General features: G+C 68.0%; 10 protein-coding genes. 7 read left to right on the top strand and 3 right to left on the bottom strand.

Annotated elements, in window-relative coordinates:
• Positions 1-388: 388 nt before the first annotated feature.
• Genes ACWCRJ_RS16470 through ACWCRJ_RS16460 form a run of 3 tightly spaced genes read left to right on the top strand, consistent with a single transcriptional unit; the run spans position 389 to position 3190 of the window.
• Entirely contained in the window at positions 389-790 is a 402-nt protein-coding gene (locus ACWCRJ_RS16470) for a very short patch repair endonuclease (RefSeq protein ID WP_450939920.1), read from the top strand.
• The gene (locus ACWCRJ_RS16465) at positions 787-1764 is read left to right on the top strand and encodes a DNA cytosine methyltransferase (protein WP_450939919.1); all 978 of its coding nucleotides are present in this window, start codon (positions 787-789) and stop codon (positions 1762-1764) included. Before ACWCRJ_RS16470 ends, ACWCRJ_RS16465 begins: the two co-directional genes overlap by 4 nt.
• Positions 1765-1792: 28 nt before the next feature.
• The gene (locus ACWCRJ_RS16460) at positions 1793-3190 is read left to right on the top strand and encodes a DNA cytosine methyltransferase (RefSeq protein ID WP_450939918.1); all 1398 of its coding nucleotides are present in this window, start codon (positions 1793-1795) and stop codon (positions 3188-3190) included.
• On the opposite strand, the gene ACWCRJ_RS16455 is transcribed toward ACWCRJ_RS16460, so the two are convergent.
• Genes ACWCRJ_RS16455 through ACWCRJ_RS16445 form a run of 3 tightly spaced genes read right to left on the bottom strand, consistent with a single transcriptional unit; the run spans position 3165 to position 7187 of the window.
• Complete coding sequence (locus ACWCRJ_RS16455) at positions 3165-4043, bottom strand: DUF6339 family protein (RefSeq protein ID WP_450939917.1); 879 nt, start codon at positions 4041-4043, stop codon at positions 3165-3167. The two genes, ACWCRJ_RS16460 and ACWCRJ_RS16455, sit on opposite strands and share 26 nt — an antisense overlap.
• Positions 4040-5035 (bottom strand): hypothetical protein, encoded by a 996-nt coding sequence (locus ACWCRJ_RS16450; RefSeq protein ID WP_450939916.1) that lies wholly within the window; start codon positions 5033-5035, stop codon positions 4040-4042. The genes ACWCRJ_RS16455 and ACWCRJ_RS16450 overlap by 4 nt, the downstream gene beginning before the upstream one ends.
• A 4-nt stretch (positions 5036-5039) precedes the next feature.
• Positions 5040-7187, bottom strand: a complete 2148-nt coding sequence (locus ACWCRJ_RS16445) for a helix-turn-helix domain-containing protein (RefSeq protein WP_450939915.1) — start codon at positions 7185-7187, stop codon at positions 5040-5042.
• A gap of 915 nt (positions 7188-8102) precedes the next feature.
• Between ACWCRJ_RS16445 and ACWCRJ_RS16440 the strand changes: the two genes are divergently transcribed.
• The 4 genes from ACWCRJ_RS16440 to drmB are packed head-to-tail and all read left to right on the top strand — an operon-like array spanning position 8103 to position 19880.
• Positions 8103-12866, top strand: coding sequence for a DEAD/DEAH box helicase (locus ACWCRJ_RS16440; protein ID WP_450939914.1), 4764 nt, complete (start codon positions 8103-8105; stop codon positions 12864-12866).
• Complete coding sequence (locus ACWCRJ_RS16435) at positions 12863-14767, top strand: UvrD-helicase domain-containing protein (protein ID WP_450939913.1); 1905 nt, start codon at positions 12863-12865, stop codon at positions 14765-14767. The genes ACWCRJ_RS16440 and ACWCRJ_RS16435 overlap by 4 nt, the downstream gene beginning before the upstream one ends.
• Positions 14764-18018 carry a helicase-related protein gene (locus ACWCRJ_RS16430; RefSeq protein WP_450939912.1) on the top strand — a complete coding sequence of 1085 codons (3255 nt, stop codon included), beginning with the start codon at positions 14764-14766 and terminating at the stop codon, positions 18016-18018. The genes ACWCRJ_RS16435 and ACWCRJ_RS16430 overlap by 4 nt, the downstream gene beginning before the upstream one ends.
• Complete coding sequence (drmB, locus tag ACWCRJ_RS16425) at positions 18015-19880, top strand: DrmB family protein (protein ID WP_450939911.1); 1866 nt, start codon at positions 18015-18017, stop codon at positions 19878-19880. The genes ACWCRJ_RS16430 and drmB overlap by 4 nt, the downstream gene beginning before the upstream one ends.
• Positions 19881-19928 lie beyond the last annotated feature (48 nt).

Here is a 19928-nt window from a genome sequence, read left to right as displayed (position 1 = left end):
CGAGACCGCGCCAGGCACCCCGCTCCACAACCCCGTCGACCTCACCTCACCCAACCTGGACCACCCGCCCTTCCGGGCCGCTCGCTCGCTTCTCCCCCCGCGCTGGAGCGGCCCGGGTCAAGGGTGGCCCGCAGGGCCATCGCCGAAGGCGACGCGAAGCGCCCTTGAGGCGGGCGGCGGAAGCGCGACACTGCCAAGAAGCGAGCGGTCCAACGGCACCACGACAACACCGTCCCCACTCACACCGCCACCTCGATCACCAAGATCCGGAGCGGCTGTCACTCCGCTGTGATGGAATCGAGCTGCAACCGACCGGACCGAGCCGCGATCGTGAGGCACAGCCGCCTTGAGCACGATGAAGCCGTTGTCGCCCGCCGTCTCCGCACGCATGAGCAGACAGGTCAGCAAGGACACGGCCGCCGAACTGGCCGTTCGTCGCCTGCTCCACGCTGCCGGGCTGCGCTACCGCGTGGAGTACCCGGTTCCGGGGATGGCGCGACGCCGTATCGACGTGGCGTTCCCAGGGGCGAAGCTGGCGATCCTGATCGACGGATGCTTCTGGCACGGGTGCCCGGAGCACGCGACACACCCCAAGGCCAATGCGGAGTGGTGGCGCAACAAGCTGGACCGGAACATGGCTCGGGACCGGGAGACGACCGAGCATCTGGTCGCGGAGGGTTGGACGGTACTGCGGTTCTGGGAGCACGAAGCCCCTGAAGCAGTCGCCGTACAGGTGGTGGCCGCTGTGGAGCAACGGCGTGGAGAGAGAATGAGGGGGACAAAGGGATGAGCGGTCTGACCTTAGTTGATGTGTGTTCCGGTGCGGGTGGGCTCGCTCTCGGCCTTGAGCAGGCAGGGTTCGAGCCGCGTCTGCTTCTGGACGACGACGAGGTGGCCGTCACCACCCTGCAGACCAACCGGCCACAGTGGAACGTGCTCCACACGGACCTTCTGGACTTCGATCCGGCTGAGCACCCCGTGAGCCTCGACGTGGACCTCTTGTCGGCCGGCCTGCCGCGAGTCAGGTCGAGCGCGACCGCGGGACGGGCGGATTCGCAGGTGGAGGAGCGCCTGCTGAAGGCCGCGATCTATCTCGTCCACGCGATCAGCCCTCGTGCAGTACTCATCGAGAATGTCCCCGGTCTCGCCCACTCGGACGAGTATCAGGAGTTCCGGGAGTTCGCCCGAGCCGAACTGGCCCATCTGGGATACGAGTTCACCTGGCTGGTGGTCAACGCTGTCGATTTCGGTGTGCCGCAGAACCGCAAGCAGGGTGTGTTGGTGGCCATGAAGCGGGAACAAGCCGGAGTGTTCTGCCCGCCGGCACCCACCGTCCAGGAACCGACGACGGTCGGGATGGCACTGGCCGGTTCCATGGCCTCCCGCGGCTGGAAGGACGCCGCCCGGTGGACCGCGCAGGCGGACCGTCCCGCCCCGACGCTCGTCGGGGGCTCGCGCAACCGGGGCGGCGCGGACCTCGGACCGACTGGCGCCAAGAACACTTGGGCGACGATGGGCGTGAACGCGCACACGGTCGGCGATGTGATCCCCGGTCCCGATTTCGACTGGAACCCCGCGACGGGCCGCGACGGCATGGTGAAGATCACAGTCGAGCAGGCGGCTCTGCTCCAGGGATTTCCCGAGACCTGGGAGATCACCGGCCGGAAGACCGCCCGCTACCGCCAGGTCGGACAGGCGACACCGCCTCCTGTCGGGCGGGCGCTGGGGCATGCGCTCGTGGCAGCACTGAACGGGGGAGGATGATCTTCACGGCCGGCTACACTTCCGCATCATGACCAGCACGGCGTCCCAGCAGTCCATCCTCGACAAACCCTATGTCCTGGACCTCTTCGCGGGGCCCGGGGGCCTGGACGTCGCAGGGCATGCCCTCGACATCCCGAGTCTCGGGATCGAATGGGACAGAAGCGCGTGCCTCACGCGGTACGCGGCCGGGCTGGACACCCTGCACGCCGACGTGAGCGCAGTGCGTCGGGACGCCTTCGAGTCCCTGCCGCCGGAGATCAACGTGCTCGCCGGTGGCCCGCCGTGTCAGACGTACTCCGTGGCGGGCAAGGGATCCGGACGCAAGGCATTGGACGAGGTCAAGACGTTCATCGAGCGCCTGACGGCGGGTGAGTCCGACGAAGCCGTCGACAGGGGCCTGAGCGCCCTGCCCGACCCTCGAACCGCGATGGTGCTGGAGCCTCTCCGCTACGCGATTCAGGCGACCAGGAGTCCCCACAGGAACGGACGCCCCTACGACGTGATCGTCCTGGAGCAGGTCCCGGCGGTCATCGCACTCTGGGAGCACTACGCCACGGTGCTGAAGGACACCGGACTGCCCGACGGCACCAGGTACGACGTCACCGTCGGAGTCCTGTCCACCGAGACCTACGGGGTGCCCCAGACGCGCACCCGGGCCGTGCTGATCGCCCGGCGTGAAGGGCTCGGCCAACCGCCTGCCCTCCCGATCGCCACCCACCGCGCCTACGAGCCCAAGGCCTGGAACCGGCGCGAACTGTCGGCGGCTCAGGCTCGACAGCCGATGCTCGGCGAAGAGATCGAGGACGCCCAGGAGACGGACGACTCGGCCCTGCTTCCCTGGCGGTCGATGGGCGAGGTACTGGAGGAGCCCGTAGGGACGCACCCGGGGCGGGCCGTCCCCTTCCTGGTCCGTTCCAACTACGGCAGTTCCGGGAATCCCGGCCGGCGCGGAGTGCGCGGCGATCGGCAGCCTGCCACCACCGTCACCGGCCGCATCTCCCGCTTCGTAGTCTTCGAGCACCTGAACGAGGTCGTTCTGCGCGAGGGCCCGCGGTTCAGCATGAACGAGGCGGGGATGCTACAGAGCTTTCCTCCGGACTATCCCTGGTCCGGCACCGCACAGGCTCAACAGGTGGGCAACGCGGTACCGCCCTTGTTCGGTACACACCTGCTGAGTGCCGCGCTCGGTCTACCGGCACCGGACGCCGATGTGCTGCGCAAACCTTGGCAGTCCGCCACCGAGAGTCAGCGGGCCAAGCTGCGCAGCCATGGCTGCGGGAACTCCGACGCCTGCACCGACCGGTGTCCTCGGCCGGAGGACCAGAACCCCGCAGGCTCCAAGCCTCCGGTCACGGATGTGAGCCCGACCATCAGTGGGCCACGTCGTCCGGACACACTCGTCAGTCCTGGTTCTTCCTCCCTCTGACCGGAGCCGTCTCGAAGAGTTCCGCGAAGTAGGCGGTGAGCACGGTCACGGAGTCCTCCGGCGCGGGATCCTCGTCGGGCCCTTGGGGGAGGCTGTGCCGGCTCACCGGGTCGGCGGACTCTGCGCCCGCGACCCAGTCCCGCATTCGACTGGGGTCCCTGGGGTCGTCCGGCCCCAGAACGTCGTAGATCAGAGTTGCGCCGGCCGCGTTGATCGCAACACTGAGGCCGTTGAAATCCCGCCCCTTGGTGATCTGGCCGTCCTTCAGCAGACGGACGATGGCCTGAGCTGTGGGCCGATGGTCGATCAGTCCGAGCCGGTGAGTGTTGTGAATGATGTCCTGATTCGCGCAGGCCACCTCGACCGGCTCGTAGTCCGGGCCGTTCCGGAAGAGTTCGGCCGCCCACCAGAGACGGGAGAAGCATTGGCGATCCGCCGCGCCGCGGAATCTCTCGAGGGCGATCCGCCTCTCGGGTTTCTTCGCCGTGGGCTCCGAGAGGTGCCGCCAGGCGACGTAGTCGGGGGCCACGGCGAGGGCCAGGTGGTTCCACAGACGCTTGTCCGCGGCCTCCCGTCGTGTCAGCCGCAGGGTCGCGTGGAGCCGTGGGGCGAGCCAGGCGTCGGCCCGCGTGCGGTCCTCCCGGAACTCGAACATGACGTCCTCGACCAGACTGCGGAGCGGCTCCACCGCCCATCGGGCGTCGTCATCGGGCAGCGGCTCGACGACTTTCGTCAGGTCGATGCCGCCGTGTACCTGTTCGCCGCTGATCAACTGCTCGGTGAGAAACGGATCCATCGCTGCGGCGGCGAGCAGCCCCAGTCGCTCCGGCACGTGGTTCGGTCGGGTGATCATGCCTCACCTGCTCGGTTCATCTGCTCCAGGCCTCGGATGACGAATCCGAGGGCTCGGCGGGCTTCGGCACGGCGGATCGCCGCGTAGTGAATGCGGGTCTGGAGTTCCGGCCAGCCGGACTCTCCGGTTCGCCTGCGGTGGACCTGGCGCAGCGCCTCCTCGACGTGTACGCCGGGCACCACGTCCGGGAGCATCTCCCGCAGCACCTCGCCCTGCCAGTCGGTCGGGAAGACCGGACCGCCGTCGGGGTCCACCTCTAGGTCACCGACCGCTGCGTGAAACACCGCGGTCCAGACATCGGTGGCCATCTGGGCGACCAGGAGATCACGCACCTTGCTCTCGACTCCTGAACCGCCACTGTGCAGAAGGTCCATGACGTCTTCGACATCGGTATTGACCCACACGGTGGGGACACGGGCCGCGGGGTCCACGACCCACGGGGCGTCGCCGTAGGCCCGAAGCCATTCCCGGGCACTCTTCTGGAAAGAGGCTTTCTGGACTTCCAGTTGGAGCCCGCGGACGGGTTCCTCGGAGACCGTGTCGACGATCCAGTGCCGATCGGTCTCGGCGATGGCCCTACCGCGAACGCCGTCCACGGTGCCTACGGCATGGACGGCCAGCGAGGCCCGCCCCGCGTGGTCGTCGCGGAAGACCTCCAACGAGCCGGACCAGTCACGGCCGTCCTCGGTGTCCCGGCCCAGCCGTGCGGAAGTCCGGACATTGGTCTCACCGTCGGTTAGTACGGCGAGGACCTCCAGGTCGGACCACGCGGCGTCCGGCGCGTTGGCCCCGGGGGGCAGGGTCGCCGACAGTCCGATCACGGCGCTCACCCAGTCATCATGGCCCGCGACACCGAGAGCCACGGTCTGCTGTTGCGTGGAGTACGCGGTGGTCTCCAGCTGATCGCGGGTGCCGTTCAGGAGCTTGATCGACACGGAGGTCACCCTGAGCGAGACCGGTCGGTTGAGTCGCTTGTAGGGGTAGATCTTCACGCTGTCATTCCCCCTTGCCGGCGCGGAGTTCGACGACGAGGCGGCTGAGCGTGGTCCGCACCGGATGACTCGACACGTCGGTGGCCCCCCGGAACTTCGCGCGACGAGTCCCCGGCGGGAAGTAGAGGACCCCGTCCTGCACCTCGCAGCCTTCGAGCGCGTCGAGTTCGGCCCAGTCCAGTCGTGGGCGTCCTCCGGAGCGCACGTCGAGTTGCGCGATCGGGACCATCGGGGTGATCTCGTCGCCTCGCGGGATGGTCACCTCGGCAGTGATCTGCCACTCCCCTGTGTCGCCGACCGCCGCGTCCAGGCCGTCGAGTACGGGGATCACCGGCCCGGTGGGCGCCTTGGCCTGAGGCTTGGTGCGCACGGTCAGCGCCTTGCGAAGGGCTTCACCTCCCTCGGCGCGCGTACGGCGCGGACGGGCCACGATCTCCTTGACCGCGCTGTTCAACTCGCTGGTCAACGCGTTGATCCGTCGATACGCGGACGGGGACCAGCGCAGTGTCAACTCCTCGGTCTGCCCCCATCGGTCGTGCTCGGGGGGTTCCGCGGCGCGCAGGAAATCCTCGGCCTCATGTGCGAAAGCAACCGCGTCCCCGGCGGCCTCGCCCACCAGGAGGACTGCTTGGAAGGGGTTGGTCCCGACCGGCAGACCCGGCACGCCGGCCTTCTTGACGGTCATACGGTTGCCACGCAGGGAGTGCACCTGGTTCTTGTCCCCGTCCAGGTCCTCTGCCTCGGTGACCAGAAGGACCGCTGGGTGCGTGCCGAGAGTTCCCCGACCGCCTCCGGAGAGCGGCAGCTTCAGGGGGACGCTGCGTGCGGCCACCTGGCCGGCCTCGGTGAGCCGCTCGACGGTGGCACCCTCGTAATGCGCTCGTAGGGCACGGGCCCGGGAAGGCTGTTCGCGAGTGGGATCAACCTGCTCCTCGGGGACGACGACCTCACCGTTGCGCAGGGAGCGGACCGAGGCCTCCAGCAGCGGGAGCCTGCTGCCGCCCCCGGTCATCGCTGCCCAGAAGTCCCGCCCCAGCGCGGCGACCAGGCGACGGTGCATCTTCTTGAGGTCGCGGGTGTCCTCGTGTTCGTCACCCTGGTCCAGGTCGTCGTCGGGCCCGAACTCGTACGCCCTCTCGTCGAGGCTGGCGACATCGTGCGCGCCGACGACGAGGAAGGAGGTGCCGGGCTCGTCTCTGTCGCGCGTGAGGTGCAGACGGGTGACGGTCTCCTCGTCCGCCCACCACGAGCGGACGACTTCGGCCCCCTGTGACTCGGGGTCGGGACGTCCGAACCAGGCGGGCCCGGCGTAGTCTTTTCCGTCGACCCTTCGCCAGGGCAGTTCAAGACGCCCGATGACCCGTCGTTCCGTGCGTCCCTCGTGCGGCACCGACAGGGTGGAGTTGATGAGCACGAGTCCCAAGGCGCTCGTGGCCCAGAGGGTAGCCTTGCCCAGGCCGTACGAACCGCCCGCGCCCTGACTCGACTTCAGGCTCTCCAGCTGTCGCCTGACCACGGCCGCGAACTTGCCGTCCCCGTAGTCGTCGCCGGTGAGCCCGGAGGCGTTGTAGTCGTCGATGCGGAGCAGGAGCAGACGCCCCTTCTCGTACATGTCACGGACACCGGCGTCCACGACGCGACCGACCTTCTGGCTGCCCGCGCCGTCGGAGACGGCGGAGTAGTGAGGGAACAGATCGTTCCAGAGAATCGCCTCACGGAAGTCGTCGAGCGCCTCCCCGGTCAGCTCGTGCAGGGTGTAGCGGACCTTGACCGGCCTGCCGTTCTCGGTGAGGCGTTCGTCGAGGCTGTTCTGGCAGGTCTCCCGAGCGAGCACCTGTACATCGGCGTCGAAGGCGAACGCCGCGGCGTTGCCGAGGTCGCGGCCGCCGTCGGGGTAGCCCGGGCGGTGGTACCAGGTGATCGGCAGTCCGGCCTGGGTGTCGGTGGTACGGGTGTGGACCGTGCCGAGGTCCGTACCGAGCGCCTTGGCGATGTCGGCCATGACCGTGGGGCGGGGCGTCGACCTGCCTGTGATCCACGCCGAGACGGCCGCTCGTGTCAGCTGTAGTTCTTCGGCCAACTCGGCCTGGTTCTTGCCCGCGAGCTTGAGCTGCCGGGCCAGCCAGGGCCCGAACTCCTCACCTGTCTCCACGTGCAACCTGCTCCTTCCTCGGAGCCGCAGGCGGGGCGCCTGTGACGAACAGGAGGCTAATTTGACGCGACTGCGACTGTCAACTGACGGTTGATTGCACCTCGGACTCTTCACGCTCAGATCACTCTTCCTTTATGGCACCAATTGCCCCCACCTAGCCCCTTTTGTCTAACTTTCGAAGCATCGGGCAGCCCCTTCCGGGCCGACTGAAATCCTATTGACGGAAGCCGCGCGGACCGGATAGGGTTTGAACCCAGGCCTCGTCCGTCTCTCCACAAGAGAAGACAGTCGATTGATATCCAGAGCTCTGTCCATCGCCAGATTTCTCGCGCCTGAAGCAACTCCATAATCGCCGCCGATCAGCACTCACCCAACGCACTGGCGGAACACCATACGGACCCGCTACCGTGGAATTCCAGTAAGCGTCTCGAACGAGAAAGAGCAACTCATCCACGGGTTTTGGCATGCCTAAATGCAGCCCCCGTGTCCAAAATTCAGGGATTTCGGCATCGATGCGGGGGTTTACACGATTATGAGTGGACAGAGCGACGACGATTACCTTTTTTCGAACCGTGACCTGAGCTCTTTCGAGCTGGAGATTTGGATGGCGGTGAGCAAGGTGCAGGTGAAGGACATCCTTGAACGGTTCGTGACGACCGAGGAGTACTTCATCAACACCTTCCCCGAGCTGGCGGCGAAGGTGGCCGACCTGCCCGACTAGCGTCCCACCCCTGAGTGAAGTTCTGACCGTCAAAGCCGCTGTTCGGAACCACACCCTCCCTCCTGACGTCCGGAGCGATGGGGGGCGTCCGGCGACGCGACACCACGGAAGCGAACGGGCCGGCGAATGACACCGCCGGCCCGCACTCCCGCCCATTCTCTCGGATCTTTACCTGAACAGGAGTGCAGGAAAAAATGTCGACACCGCCGTCCCCCTCTGTCATCGAAACTGTTCTCGAACAGTCCAACCGTGTCCTGCAGACCTATGCCGTCGACCCCGGCCTCGTCGCCGAGCACGCCAATGGAGAACGGCGCATCACCCAAGGCGGCTACGGCGACCGACAGCTTTTCGAACTCGTCCAGAACGCAGCTGACGAGATCGCCGCCGAGCCCGGTGGAAAAGTACACGTGGTCCTCACGGAAACCCATCTGTACTGCGCGAACGAGGGAGATCCGGTCACTCCGGAGGGTGCGGAGACAATCCTGCGGATGAGCATGTCGAGAAAGCGCGGCGGCCAGATCGGACGGTTCGGTGTCGGCGTCAAGTCTGTCCTGGTGGTGACCGATGCGCCGGAATTCTTCAGCATCACCGGAAGCTTCGGTTTCGATCGCGCCTGGTCCTACGAGAAGATCCGTTCGGTACCCGATGTGGCAGCCCGATTCGGATCTGAATTCGACGCGCCCGTACTGCGCATGGCACGCCCTCTGGACATGGAGGCAGAGCGGGCCGGCGACCCCGTCCTGCACGAGCTGCTGGCGTGGGCCACCACCGTCGTCCGCCTGCCTCTGCTGCGCGGGGCTGCCGACCGACTGGGCAAGGACATGCACGGAGGGCGCGCCAAGGACCACGGTCTGCCCCGCGACGAGTTCCCCACCGGCTTCCAGCTCTTCTCACCGCACGTCGCGACGGTTGTCCTGGAGGACCATCGTCCCCTTCCGGTGGCTCGACGGGTCCTCACGACGCGGCAGTCGGGTGATCTGCACACCGTGGTCGAGGAGAGGACCGGCAAGGTCGGCGTGTCCGAGGACTGGCGAGTGTTCACCATCTCCCACGAGCCCGGGCCCGCCGCCCGCGCGGACGCGGGCGAACTTCACGACCGCCTCTCCCTCGATCTGTCCTGGGCCGTTCCCGCCCTCCGCAAGGACCCGGAGTCCGGCCTGTACGTGAACCCGCGGACCCGTGGCCGCGGCACGTTCTGGTCCTTTTTCCCCACCAAGTACGAAATGTCGTTGAGCGGCATCGTCAACGGCGCGTGGAAGACCAACGAGGACCGTCAGAACCTCCTCGACTCCTCCCCCTTCAACCAGGAGATGATCAGGATGGCCGCGGCCCTGGTCATCGACTCTCTTCCCGACCTCGCCCCCGCGGAGGACCCCGCCGCGTATCTCCCCCTCCTCCCGGGCCGTGTGAAGGAGGCAATCAGCTGGGCCGACGAATTCCTGACCCGGGAGATCTGGGCCCGCACCGCGAACCACCCCTCGCTGCCCGACCAGGACGGCGTCCTGCGCGTTCCGACCGAGCTGCGGGTCCATCCGCGACTCGGGGATCCGAAGAAGCTGTCCGGCTGGCTGCGGATGTGGCACGAGTGCCCCGGACGCCCCTCGAACTGGTTGCACCCGAGCGTCGAGGCGGACGCACTGCGCTCCGGCAAGGTCGAGCACGTCCTCAACGCGGCCGGACACGAGCGGACCGACGTGCGCTCGTGGTTGGAGGCTCTGGTGGAGAGCGGTACCGCGGAGTCGTCGGCGGTGGCCGTTCGGATCCTCGCGGACATGGTCGAGGCCCACTCCCCGTATGCCGAAGAGGCCCGCAAGGCCCGCATCGTCCTCACCGAGGAGCATGGTTTCGTCGCTCCCGTCCACGGCAAGGTGTTCCGCCGCGCCGACGAGGGCGGACTGCGGGAGTCCCTCGTGTACGTGGTCGACGGCCTCGCACAGGACCCGTCTCTGGCTCACGCGCTCAACGTCCTCGGTGTCCGGGAGGCCGACGTCGAGGGCCGGTTCGTCAGCGTTCTCGACCAGGGCTTCGACCACTACGGCGACTCGGACTGGAAGCGGTTCTGGGAGCTGTTCCGCCGGGCCGGGGTTCGTCGGCTGGCCCACAAGGTCCTGGAGCGTGTGTCAGCGCCCCGTTCGACCCTGCGCGTGCGGACAGCCGGTGGAAGGTTCCGGCCGATCGAGGACTGCATGCTGCCGGGTGTCGTGGTCGACGCGCAGCGCGACCCGAGCGTCGCCGTCGACATGTCCTTCCACTCCGACGACATCGCCTTCTTCTCCCAGGTCGGCTTGGAGGAACGCCCTGCGGGCGGGGTGCAGCCCAAGGCGGACGAAGCCTGGTTCGAGGAGTACCGGGAAGCCGTCCACGCTGTCTACCTGCGCGGCCTGGACTCCCGAGCCCCCCGGCCCACCCTCAACAGGATGAAGGTCGAGGGCGCAGCGATCGGTGGCTCGCTCCACCTCTTCCGTGCCCTCTCCGAGGAGTCCCGCGCCGCCTTCCTGAGGGTGCTGCCCGACGATGCCGTGGTGGACAACTGGACGCGCCAGGTCGGCGCGCAGGCCAGTACCCGGCAGGCGGTGGCCTCGCCGATCCGGTGGATGCTGATGAAGTACGGCACGGTCGCCACCTCGCAGGGGATCAAGCCGTTGAAGGAGGCCGTCGGTCCCCAACTCGCCGCCTATCGTGATGTCCTGCCGGTCGCCGACATCTCCCCCGAGAAGGCCCGCAAGCTGCGCCTCCCGACCACCGTCGACGAGGTTCCCTCGGACCGTTGGAACGCGCTCCTCGGCGAGGTGTCCCGCAGTGAGGACGACTCCTTCGTCGGAGCCACCTATGTGATGCTGACCCGCTTCGGTGCCGACTTCCCCGAGGACTCCCTGACGCGTTGCCGGATCGGTGACGTCTGGGACACGCGCCCCGACGACGAGATCACTGTCGCCGTCGGCACCGCCGAGTATCGGGCCCTGCGCGCCGAGCAGCTCCCGGCGCTGCTCGTACCGACCGTCGAGGACGCCGAGCTGATGGCCGAGAAGTGGGGCATGCTCCGCTTTGCCGATGTGATCAGCCGGGAGACACGTGAGGTCCCGGAGGGCGATCCCGTGGCTCTGGTCGAGCTGTTCCCCGCTCTCCGACAGCGTTTGAACAGCGGGAACCGCGGCAGCATGGTGCAACGGTGCACCGAACTGGAGGAGGTCACCCGCACACCCCACGGCACGCATGCCTCCCCTCTGGACGCCGTGCGCCAGGACGGCGTCGTGAAGGTCCGCGTGCCTCTGGAGCCCGAGCCGATGCTGCGTCTCGTCGACCGCGAACTCGGCCTCGGCCTCGGCGCGACGGGCTGCCGCTCGGTGTTGGAGCACCAGGAGCGCATGGCCCGGGACAGTGAACTGAAGGCCAGGCAGAAGGCGGTACGCGAGGCCGAGGACGTGGTGGCCAAGATCGAGCTGCTGATCGGCGCGGACGCACTTCTGACCGGCCTCCCCGAGGGGCTGCTGGAGGCCGAACTCCATATGACCGACGGCGAGGAACCGTCCGGACGGCGGATCGCGCAGATGGCGTTCAACGCGCACGGCGACGGGGTGCTCCAACAGCACGCCCGTGACATCCAGGCACGCTTCCCCAACGCGCCTGTCGCGTACGGGGGTTCATCGGCGGCCATCGCGTTCGTCTCGGAACTGAGGCTGCCTGTCGCGTTCGCCGGTTCGAGGACTCCGTCGCCGCCGCCTTCCGAGACCGTCGAAGGCCCTCGGGACTTCCCGAGCCTCCACGAGTACCAGGAGGACCTGGTCCGGCACATCTCCACCATGCTCGACCGGCTGGCTCCCCAGCGCGGCATGCTGTCCTTGCCCACGGGAGCGGGCAAGACCCGGGTCACCGCCGAGGCCGTGATCCGCTGGGTCAAGCGCGTCGGGGACCTCAAGGGTCCGCTGCTGTGGATCGCGCAGACCGAGGAGCTGTGCGAGCAGGCCGTCCAGAGCTGGAAGTTCGTCTGGAGCAAGGTCGGTGCCGAGCGTTCGCTCACCATCAGTCGGTTGTGGAGCAGCAACGAGGTCGGGAACGTCGTCGATCAGCCCCACCTGGTGATCGCCACCGACGCCAAGCTGGAGCGGTGCCTGGGACTCGACCAGTACGCCTGGCTGCGCGAAGCCGCGCTGGTGATCGTGGACGAGGCGCACACCGCCATCTCCAAGCGGTACACCGAGATTCTTGGCCGGTTGGGACTCACCCAGTACGAGACCGGTCGACATCTGCTCGGGCTGACCGCCACCCCGTTCCGCAACACCAACGAGGACGAGACCCGACGTCTGGTCAGTCGCTTCGGCAACAAGCGACTCGACCAAGGGGTCTTCCCTTCAGGTGACCCGTATCGCGACCTCCAGAACTGGGGGATGCTCGCCCAGGTCGAGCACCGCACCCTCGAGGGCGGTCGGATCGAACTGACCCAGGACGAGAAGACCCACGCCGATCGCATGGCGATGCTCTCCCGTTCCGCCGAGCAGCGGCTCGCCGACGACCATGCGCGCAGCATGCGCATCGTCGACTCGGTGGCCGACCTGCCGCACAGATGGCCAACGTTGCTGTTCGCCACCTCGGTCGACCACGCCAAGTACCTTGCGGCCATGCTCAACGACCGGGGTGTACCGTCCGCCGCCGTGGACTCGACCACGAGTGCGCAGGACCGTCGTACCCGCATCGAGAACTTCCGCAACGGACGCATCCGAGTGCTCACCAACTACGGTGTCCTGACCCAGGGCTTCGACGCACCCGCCACCCGCGCCGTGGTGGTTGCACGACCGGTCTACAGCACCAACGTCTACCAACAGATGATCGGCCGCGGCCTGCGTGGTCCCAAGAACGGCGGCAAGGACACCTGCCTGATCCTCAACGTCAGCGACAACATCGCGAACTTCGACACCCAGCTCGCCTTCACCCAGTTCGAGCACCTCTGGAGCCGTAAGTGACCGACGCCTACCTCGACAGCCCACCGCTCACCGACGAGCAACGGGCCGTGGTCGAGCAGCCCTGGGACGCACGCGTTCTGGTCACCGCGGGCGCCGGGGCGGGAAAGACACACACGCTGGTGCGCCGGCTGGACGCGCTGTGCGGCCATGAGGACCCCGACGAGGCGTTGGAAGCTGCCGAGATCCTGGTGCTCACCTTCTCCCGGGCCGCCGCCCGCGAGTTGCGCGAGCGCATCGCCCGGCACGGGGAGCGGGCCGGGCGGGTACGGGCGCAGACATTCGACGCCTGGGCGTACGGAGTGCTCCTTCAGTGGCGGCCGGACGGCGAGTGGGGTGCGGTCGGCTTCGACGAGCGGATCGGCGCCGCCGCGCAGGCGGTCGAGGAAGGCGCGCTGGAGACCGGCGACGCCGTCCCGCCCGCCCATGTCGTGATCGACGAGGTACAGGACCTGGTGGGCGGGCGACGAGAGCTGGTGGAGGCCCTGCTCGACCGGTACCAGGACAGCTCCGGCTTCACCGTCGTCGGCGACGCCGCCCAGTCCGTTTACGGCTTCCAGATCGAGGACCCGACCGAACGCGCCGACGAGACCGGTCGATTCTTCGACTGGCTGCGCGTCTCCTACCCGGACGAACTCGTGGAGCTGCGCCTCACACAGAACTTCCGTGCCGTCACCCCCGAGGCGCGGATCGCATTGGCGCACGGTCACCGGCTCCAACGGGTCACCGACGCGGACGAGGCGGCGAACGCGTACGAGGAACTGCGCGAACTGCTCCTTGATCCGACGAACGACATGGGCGACCTCACCGACCCGTTCACCTTGGAAGGGTTGCGGACCTTCCCCGACACCTGCGCGATCCTCACCCGCGACAACCGACAGGCCCTGGTGGTCTCCGAGCTGCTCCACCAGCACGGCGTCGAGCACCGGCTGCGGCGTCCCTTGGAAGAGCGGCCGGTGCCGTACTGGGTGGCCGAGCTGTTGCGCCGTACCGAGGCGACCGGCCTCACCGAGGACCGCTTCCGCACACTGCTCGCGGAGATCCCTCTGCCGTACGAGCCCGACACGAGCGTCCTGTGGACGGTCCTGCGGCGGGTCGCCCGCTCGGCCGGACGCAGTGTGCTCGATCTGGAGCGGCTGCGGCATACAGTCGCCGACGGCAGGTTCCCCGACGACGCTGCCGACCCGGAGACGGCGCGCCTCGTAGTCTCCACGGCGCATCGGGCCAAGGGGCTCGAATTCGACCGGGTGATCGTTCTGACCCCACCGGCCATCGCCGAGCTGCGCAAGCAGCACAAGGACGACTTGGACCTCCCCGCCGAGGCCCGAGCCCTGTACGTAGCGATGACTCGCGCCCGCGAGGACCTGTATCACGCAGGGACACCCGAGCTACCGATCTTCAAAAGGGCCGGCGGGCGCAGGAACGGCCGACGCTATGTCGGCGGATGGCGGTCGTACGACAGGTTCGGCCTCGTGGCCGAGGCGGGGGACGTCTGCCGGGACAACCCACCGGGCCACGAGACCGACGCGGTGGCGACCCAGGCGTACCTACTGGCGCAGGTGGGCCCCGGACAGGAAGTCGTGCTGCGCAAGCGGCACGATGTACCGATGGGTGAGTACCAGAGCCCGCCGTACGCCTTGTTGCACGGCGGCCGGGAGATCGGAGAGGCGTCGGAGCGGTTCCGCGAGGAGCTGTTCCAGGTGCAGAAGGTGAACCGGACATGGGAACCCTGGTGGCCCGACGAGATCCACGGCACCCGGATCGACACCCTGGAGACGGTGACGGGCAGCGCCGCGGCCGGCGCCAACGCCGGTCTCGGTGACCGTGGGGCATGGATCGCCCCCCGGATCACCGGCATCGGAAGGTACCGACGGGCTGACGAGAACGAGGAGCAGCGCGCATGACGCAGGTGGCAGGCCGACACTCCGAGCACTATCGGGTCAGGGACCAGGATCTGCTGGCAGGGCTCCGCCGCGAGCTTCTCGGCCCCGCTGTGGACGCCACGGCTGAGGATCGACACGAGATCCTCGCCCAGGACGCGCCGATCGACCGGTACCTGACCGGGGTCCTCTATCCGCGATCGGCCGACGCACCCGCGGAGCAGCGGATCCGTGAGGACGATGCCGAGCAGGACGGCCTGGACATCGCTCCGCTGCGTACGGGTGACAGCGTAGAGGAATCCGGTACGGCGCAGGAGGTGGGTGCCGCGGGTTCCCGCCGTCCGTCGTCGATGGGGCTGACCTTCGCGGTCGACCCGGCCATAAGCGACGCGATCGTGGTCTCGGCACGAGCCGCCCTCTACGAACCCACCGATCCGGAGGGCAAGCCGATCGAGGCACGGCGTGCCGAGGCTCGGACCACGTCCGACCAGCGGGAGCAGTGGCGGCGCAGGGAACTGGAGCTTCCGGATATCGAGGTCGACGTGACCGCTCCCGCCCCCGACAGGAAGTTCGAGCTCGGTGCGGGGGTCCGGTTGAGGGTCAACGTCCGACACCCCCACCCGACCACCGGCACGGTCACCGTCACCGTCACACTCGTCAACACCCACCAGGTCGGCGAACGCGAACTCCAGGACGCCTTCTCCCTGTTCCAGTGCGGCCTGACCGTCCGAGCGGTCAACGGCTCCACGGCGTTCGTCGAGCGCCCCGCGCCGACGTTCGCCCATGACCCGGAGGTCGCCACCAGCAGGCTGCTGCACCGCCACGCTCCGACCTTCGCTGTCGGCCACGGCTGCGCGGCCGAATGGGACTGGACGCCACCACCGGTCGGTATGACCGACACCCGAAGGGCCGCGGTCGCGGAGGTACGGAGCGAGTTCGTGCCTTCCGTGGAAGTACTGCTCACCGACTCCAATCCGGAGATCGACAGCTCGGCGCTGTCCATGCTGGGGCTCGCCGAGAAGCCCGAGATCGACGTCCTGACCGCTCTGGAGGATCTCGCCACCGGATATGAGGCCTGGATCGACCGGAAGGCGACGGAAGCGGACGCGTTGACGGGCGACACCCACGAGCAGCCCGCGCTGGACCAGGTGGAGGCCTGTCGTGAGGCGCTCGACCGGATCCGGGAGGGCATCGAGCTGCTGCGGACCGAGCCCGACCTGATGAGGGCGTTCCGGCTCGCCAACCAGGCCATGGCCGACCAACGCGCCCGCAGTGCCTGGGTGAAAAGCGGGCGGGTCGGAGCCCCCGACCCGGCCGCGGGTCGCTGGCGCCCCTTCCAGATCGCGTTCGTGCTGCTCTGCCTGGCAGGCATCCACGACCCCGGGCACCGAGACCGCGATGTCTCCGACCTGCTGTGGTTTCCCACCGGTGGTGGCAAGACCGAGGCATATCTCGGTCTTATCGCCCTCACGTCGTTCCTGCGTCGTATCCGCAAGGGCGCGGACGGCGGTGGCGTCACCGTCCTCATGCGCTACACGCTGCGGCTGCTGACTCTCCAGCAGTTCGAGCGCGCGGCGATCCTGCTCTGCGCCATGGAGAACATGCGGCGCCGCACTCCCGAGTTGGGCCACGAGGAGTTCTCCATCGGCATGTGGGTGGGCCGCTCGGCCACACCCAACAAACTGGCCGTGGCGGACCAGAAGCTCGACGAGCTGCGCAAGAACCTCGACAAGCGCCTCGCCACCGAGAACCCCGTCCAGTTGCACGCCTGCCCTTGGTGCGGAACCCGCCTGGACGCCCGGAACTACAAGGCCGACGTGGACGCCAAGCGGATGCATGTCCGCTGTTCCAACGCGGACTGCGAGTTCACCCACGGCCTGCCTGTGCACCTGATCGACGAGGCGGTGTACAAGGCACGGCCGACACTGGTGATCGCCACCGTCGACAAGTTCGCGTCGATGCCGTGGCGTCCGGAGACAGCGGCACTCTTCAACCTCGACGACCTGGACAGTGACACTCCGCCCCCGGAACTGATCATTCAGGACGAACTCCACCTGATCTCAGGTCCGTTGGGCACCCTTACCGGCTTGTACGAGACCGCCGTGGACGCGCTGGCGGACCGCCCCAAGGTGATCGCCTCCACGGCGACGATCCGTCGCGCCGCCGACCAGGGGCGCCACCTCTTCGCACGCGACGTGCGCCAGTTCCCTCCCGCCGGCCTTGACGCCCGTGACTCGTGGTTCGCCGTGGAGACCCCACGTGAGGAGAAGGCGAGCCGCCGCTACGTCGGTCTCCTGGCGCCCGGCACCAGCCAGTCCACCCTCTTGATCCGCACGTACGCCACCTTGCTGCACCGGGCCAAGCAAGCGGAGACCACCGACGAGGTGCGTGACGCCTACTGGAGTCTCGTCGGCTACTTCAACAGCCTCCGGCTGCTCTCCGCAGCCGAACTCCAGGTCCACGACGACGTGGTGGCCTATCTGGAGCTGCTCGGCGCGCGCGAGGGGGTGGCGGTCCGCCCGGTCGTCAACTACTCGGAGCTGACGAGCCGTGTCGACGCCAGCGAGATTCCGACCCGGCTCAAAGGCATCGAGAAGAGGTACCCGGACGATGACGCCGTGGATGTTCTCCTCGCCACCAACATGATCGCCGTCGGTGTCGACGTGGAGCGCCTCGGTCTCATGGCCGTGATGGGCCAGCCGCAGACGACCGCCGAGTACATCCAGGCGACGAGCCGTGTCGGCCGCGCCCACCCCGGCCTGGTCACAGTCATGCTCAACTCGACCCGGTCTCGGGACCGCTCCCACTACGAGAGCTTCCAGCACTTCCACGGGGCGCTCTACCGGGAGGTCGAGTCCACCTCGGTGACACCGTTCTCCGCGCGTGCACGCGATCGGGGCCTGCACGCCGTGATCGTCGCCCTGGCCCGCATCCTGATCCGTGAGGCTCGCGACAATCCTGACGCGGGCAAGGTCGAGTCCTACGAACCCATCCTCCGAGGTCGCATCAAGTCCGTGCTCCTGAAGCGCGTGGAAGCGGTGAGCCCCGAGGAGGTCGACGCCACGTCCCATGCCTTCGACGAATTCGTCGAGTGGTGGTGCAAGGAGGCGAGCAACCACAGTGAGCTGCTGTTCGAGCCGAAACGGGGCAGCCGTGCTCCCTCGCTCCTGAAGGCGTACGACGACGAGTCCGAGGACGCCGAGGCCTGGGCCACGCTGTGGAGTCTGCGCGACGTCGACGCCGAGTCCGCCCTGTTCATGGAGGGAACCCGATGACCCCGCCCCCCGCCCGCCGCCGTCGGACCGGCGCGAACGGGTCCGTCCCCGCCCACAACCTCCCGCGACGCGGTGCGGTCCGCCGCGCCCAGGCGATCACCACGTACGGCATCGGATCGCTCATCGCCGTCGACGCGGAGTCCTTCGTCGTCTCCGGCCTGGACGAAGCCGATCAGAGCTGGAGCACCGACGAATCGCCTCGGATCCACGAACGACGACTGGCCCGCCTGCTCGGCGTCGACTACTTCCGGCTGCCGCCCGCGTCCGGAGACAACAGCAAGGACGGTCTCAGGGTCCGGCGCTTCCCCTTGATGCACTCCTGCCCCGAGTGCAACGATCTGCAGCGTCACCGTGACTTCAATCCGCTGGCCGGTCGTAGCGTGTGCGGCACGTGTGACGTCGACCTCGTCCCCTCCCGTTTCGTCGTCGCGTGCGAGGCCGGGCACCTCGGCGAGTTCCCGTACTGGCAGTGGGTGCACCGTTCCAAGGACCGGGGCGCCTCGACGAGCGGGCAGTGCGGGGGAAAGCTCAAGCTGCGTACGTCCGGGCGTACGTCCTCACTCCGTTCGATCCTCGTCTCCTGCACCTGCGGAAAAGCTCCCGAGGTCTCGATGGAGGGTTGCTTCCGCAGGAACGCTCTGAAAGATCTGGGCCTCAAGTGCTTCGGACCCCGGCCGTGGCTCGGCACAGGCGCTCCCGCCCGGGAGTGCGGGCTCCCGCTGCGCACCCTTCAGCGCGGCTCCTCGGCGGTCTGGCAGCCGGTGCTGAAGTCGGCGCTGTCCATCCCTCCCTGGAGCAACGGCCGCGCGGACCCGCTGGCCGAGCACTGGGACGCGCTCCGCGTGTACGACAGCCGCGAGCACGTCGAGATCTATCTGAAGGGTGTTTTCAAGGGCGACTGTCCCGTACCTCTGGACGACGTGATGGATCTTCTCGACGCGGAGCGCGAGGAGGACTCCGACGGCGAAGCGGGCCCCACTTTCGACCATCGCTATCTCGCCCTCCGCAACAAGGAGTACGAGCGTCTACGCTCGGGCAACGACGAGGGTGAGGACTCCCACGAGGAGCAGTTCGTCTGTGAGACCCCGCTGGGCGACGAGAGCATTCTCGGCCCGCTCGGCGTCACGGGGCCGATGCTGGTGAAGAAGCTCCGCGAGGTACGTGCCCTGAAAGCCTTCACCCGACTCGCCGACCCCGACTCCACGACCGAGTCGAAGGAGATGCCGCTCTCCGGCTCCCCCTTGCGCTGGCTCCCGGCCATGGAGGTGCGCGGCGAGGGGGTCTTCTTCCGCTTGGACGAAGACCGGCTCGGCACCTGGGAGAGGGCCACGGCGGTGGCCGCGCGGGTCGAGCGGATGCGCACCGCGCATCAGCGGGTACTGGAGCAGCGAGCCGGGGACCCGATCAACGTCGTCCCGTCCCCGGCCACCCCACGCATGGTGCTGCTGCACACGCTGGCGCATGTACTTATCAACGAGTGGAGCCTGGACGCGGGCTATCCGGCCGCTTCCCTGCGCGAGCGCCTGTACACCGCCGACGACATGGCCGGAGTGCTCATCTACACCGCGACGAGCGACTCGGCAGGCAGCCTCGGCGGGCTCGTCGCACAGGGCGAGCCGAGGCGTCTCGACCAGGCGATCCGCTCGGCTGTCCACCGTGCCGCGTGGTGCTCCTCCGACCCGCTCTGTATCGAGTCCGAGGCGTCCGGCACGGGCGGAACCAATCTCGCCGCGTGCCACGCGTGCGTGTTGCTCCCTGAGACGAGTTGCGAGCAGAACAACATCCTGCTCGATCGCGCACTGCTCGTCGGGACGCCCGAGGATCCTCGTCTGGGCTTCTTCGTAAGTCTGTTGGACCAGTGACGTCAGTGCCGTGCGGGCCGACAGAAGGAGAAGGCTGAGCCTGCTGCC

This window comes from Streptomyces sp. NPDC002324 (assembly GCF_053593335.1).
This window is presented reverse-complemented; position numbering and strand designations above follow the sequence as displayed.